Origin of the sequence: Acidisoma sp., assembly GCF_035492295.1 — a bacterium.
Lineage (GTDB): Bacteria > Pseudomonadota > Alphaproteobacteria > Acetobacterales > Acetobacteraceae > Acidisoma.
Genome location: NZ_DATJJK010000029.1, coordinates 1 through 3,338, shown reverse-complemented (window position 1 = coordinate 3,338; position 3,338 = coordinate 1). Strand labels below are relative to the sequence as shown.

The 3,338-nt window shown below is 68.4% G+C and carries 3 protein-coding genes; all 3 read left to right on the top strand.

Annotated elements, in window-relative coordinates; translation table 11 throughout:
- Positions 1–1,250, top strand: a 1,250-nt coding sequence (locus VL752_RS02255) for an FGGY-family carbohydrate kinase (protein WP_325352110.1), incomplete at its 5' end; no start/stop codon positions are given.
- On the top strand, positions 1,240–2,475 hold the full coding sequence (locus VL752_RS02250) for an ROK family transcriptional regulator (RefSeq protein ID WP_325352109.1): 1,236 nt from the start codon (positions 1,240–1,242) through the stop codon (positions 2,473–2,475). The genes VL752_RS02255 and VL752_RS02250, both read left to right, overlap by 11 nt.
- A 77-nt stretch (positions 2,476–2,552) precedes the next feature.
- Positions 2,553–3,338, top strand: a 786-nt coding sequence (locus tag VL752_RS02245; RefSeq protein WP_325352108.1) for a substrate-binding domain-containing protein, incomplete at its 3' end; no start/stop codon positions are given.

Genomic DNA, 3,338 nt, shown 5'->3' with positions numbered 1-3,338 from the left:
TGCGCCACCCGGACGCCCCGCATGCCTATGTGAAACTGTGGAAACACGCGGCCGCCCAACCCTATGCGGATGCGATCAACGCCGGGGGCGGCGATTTCCTGCAAAGCTGCGGCGGCCGGCTTTCCGGCGAATGGCTGCTGGCCAAGGCAGCGCAGATCGTGGCCGAGGCGCCCGGTCTCTGGGCCGAAACCGAGCGCTTCATCGAGGCCGGGGACTGGCTCGTCTGGCAGCTGACCGGCACGGAATGCCGCAGCCGGGATTTCGCCGCCTACAAGGCGCAATACCTGGCCGGCCGCGGCTATCCCGACCAGGTGGTGCCGGGCCTGGCCGCGCGACTGGCGCCGCCCGCGACGGTCGGCTCGCCCTGCGGCGCGCTGAGCGAGGACTGGCGACGGCACACCGGCATTCTGGGCGAGGCGGTCGTGGCCGTCGCGGTGATCGATTCCCATGTCGTGCTGCCAGCGGTGGGCGCCGTGCGGCCCGGCGTCTGGGTCGGCGCGCTCGGCACCTCCGCCGCCTATCTGCTGCTGGAGGAGACGCCCCGCCCCCTGCCGCCTGGGCTGGAAGCCATGGCGGAAAGCGCGGTGTTGCCCGATCTCTGGTGTTACGAGGCAGGCCAGGCGGGGTTCGGGGATATGTTGGCCTGGTTTGTCCGCACCTTTCCGCGCGATGCCGATCTCGGCCGAAACTTCTCGCTCTACAACGAGGAGGCGGCCTCCCTCGCCCCAGGTCAGAACGGCCTCGTAACGCTTGACTGGTGGAGCGGCAACCGCGTGCCTTTCGCCGATTCCGGCCTTGCCGGACTGATTGCCGGCTTCACCATGGGCAGCACGGCGGCCGGCATCTACCGCTCGCTCCTCGATGGCCTGTGCTTCGGTGCCCATCACATCATGGACCGGCTGGCCCACGGGGGTCTCACCATCGACCGCATCCTGCTCACCAGCGGGCTCGCCGAAGCCAATCCCCTGCTGGTCCAGACCATGGCCGATGTCATGGGCCGCGAGATCGCGGTGCCGATCATCCAGAACCCCACGGCAGTCGGCGCCGCAATCCATGGCGCGGTCGCGGGCGGAGTCGTGCCCAATTTCGTGGAGGGAGCGGCCCGCTTCGGGGCGCGGGATGCGCGCCAGTACCGACCGGAGCCGCAGCGGCACGCGGCCTACCGGCCGCTCTACCGCAGCTATCTCGACCTCGCGGAGAATGCCGCTCTGCGGAAAACCCTTCGGCGGATCAACGGCCATGGCGACTGAAGGTGCAGGCGCCCCCAGCGGCGCGGGCCTCCTACTTTCGCTCATCGCCGCCGGGGAGGCACGGTCCCGCGCCGAACTCGTCACCACGACCGGCCTTTCACGCACCACCGTCACCCAGCATCTGGCGCAGCTTCTGGCCGGCGGCCTGATCGAGGAAGGGGACGAGCGGCGGCGCAGCGGCGGCCGCCCCGCGCGCCTGCTGGCCCTCGCGCCCGGCGCCGCGTTGGTCCTCGCCGCCGATATCGGGGAGACGCATGCGCGCCTGGCAGTGACCGATCTTACTCCTGCCGTGCTCGCCGCCTGCACGATCCCGATCGACCTCGGAGCCGGGCCCATACCGGTCCTTGCCCTGCTCGCGGCGCGCTTCCGTAGCCTCCTTGCCGAACTCGGGCAGGAGAACGAGCGCGTGCTTGGCGTCGGGCTTGGCCTGCCGGCGCCGGTGGATCACACGGGTGGCCGTGTCGTTGGCCCCTCGGTCATGCCGGGCTGGGACGATTTCGATATCTGCGATTGCCTCGGCGCCCATCTTGGCGCGCCGGTCCTGGTCGAGAATGACGTGAACCTACTGGCGCTCGCCGAACGCGCCGGTTCCTGGTCGGACACGGAGCAGCTTCTTTTCGTCAAAGCCGGCACCGGCATCGGCAGCGGCATCATCGCCGATGGGCGGCTCTATCGCGGCGCGCAGGGCGCTTCGGGCGACATCGGCCATATCCAAATTGGCGCGCCGGACGGGCCGCTTTGCCGCTGCGACAAGCGCAGCTGCCTGGAAGCCCATGCCGGAGGCTGGGCGATTGCCCGCGATCTGCGCGCCCAGGGCTTCGCGGCCGAGACGGCGCGCGATGTCGTCGCTTTGTTGAAGGCGGGAGAACCAGCGGCCGAAGCAGCGTTGCGCCGCGCCGGGCGCGTCCTCGGCGAAGTCATCGCCAGCACCGTCAGCATTCTCAACCCCAGCGCCATCGTGATCGGGGGCACGCTGGCGGAGGCGGGCGAAACCCTTCTCTCCGGCATCCGCGCGGAAATCCACGCGCGCTCCCTGCCGCTCGCCATCCGGCATCTGCGCATCCTGCGCGCGGAGACGGGGCGCGAGGCCGGACTGCTCGGGGCGGCGCGGCTTGTCATCGCTGACCGGCTGTCGCCCCGGCATGCGGATGCGACGATCGCAGCCCATGCCCGGCCTGCTGCCGCGCTTGCGGCCACAGCACCTAAGCGGCTGCACATCGTCTGAGCGCAGACGGCGAACGCGGCGGCCCGCAAGGGCCCGGACCGTCGCGGACAATCAACCGGCCCGGAGGACACGACCACATGTGGAAAAAGACCCTGCTTTCCGCGGGCGCTGCCTGCCTTGCCCTGCTGGCCCTTTCGCCCGCGGCTTCAGCCAAGGATCTCAGTTCGATCGGCATTACCGTGGGCTCCCTGGGCAACCCTTATTACGTGGCCCTGGTAAAGGGGGCGACGGCGGAAGCTAAGCAGATCAACCCGCAGGTGCAGGTGACCGCGGTCTCGGCCGATTACGATCTCAACAAGCAGTTCAACCAGATCGACAATTTCATCGCCAAGGGCGTGTCGATGATCCTGGTGACCGCCTCGGACCAGAATGCCATCCTGCCTTCCATCAAGCGCGCCCAGGCCGCGGGCATCGTCGTCATCGGCGTGGATGTGAATGCCGAGGGCGCCGATGCCGTGGTGCAGACCAACAATGTTCAGGCCGGCGAAATCTCCTGCCAATTCCTCGCAGACAAGATCGGCCACAAGGGCAATGTCATCATCGAGAATGGCGAGCAGGTCTCGGCCGTGATCGACCGCGTGAATGGCTGCAAGAAGACCCTGGCCCAGTATCCGGACATCAAGATTCTCAGCGACAACGAGAATGCCAAGGGCTCGCGCGACGGCGGCTTCGCCATCGGCCAGGGCTATTTCGTGCGCTATCCGGATATCGAGGGGATCTTTGCCGTCAACGATCCGCAAGCGATCGGCACCGAACTCGCCGCGAGGCAGGCAAAGCGGGAGAACGGCCTGGTCATCACCTCGGTCGACGGCGCGCCGGATATCGTGGCCGAGTTGAAGGGGAATTCCGCGATCCAGGCATCC

Coding starts and splice junctions, on each gene's coding strand:
- VL752_RS02250 (WP_325352109.1), top strand. CDS start 1,240: ATGGCGACTGAAGGTGCAGGCGCCCCCAGCGGCGCGGGCCTCCTACTT.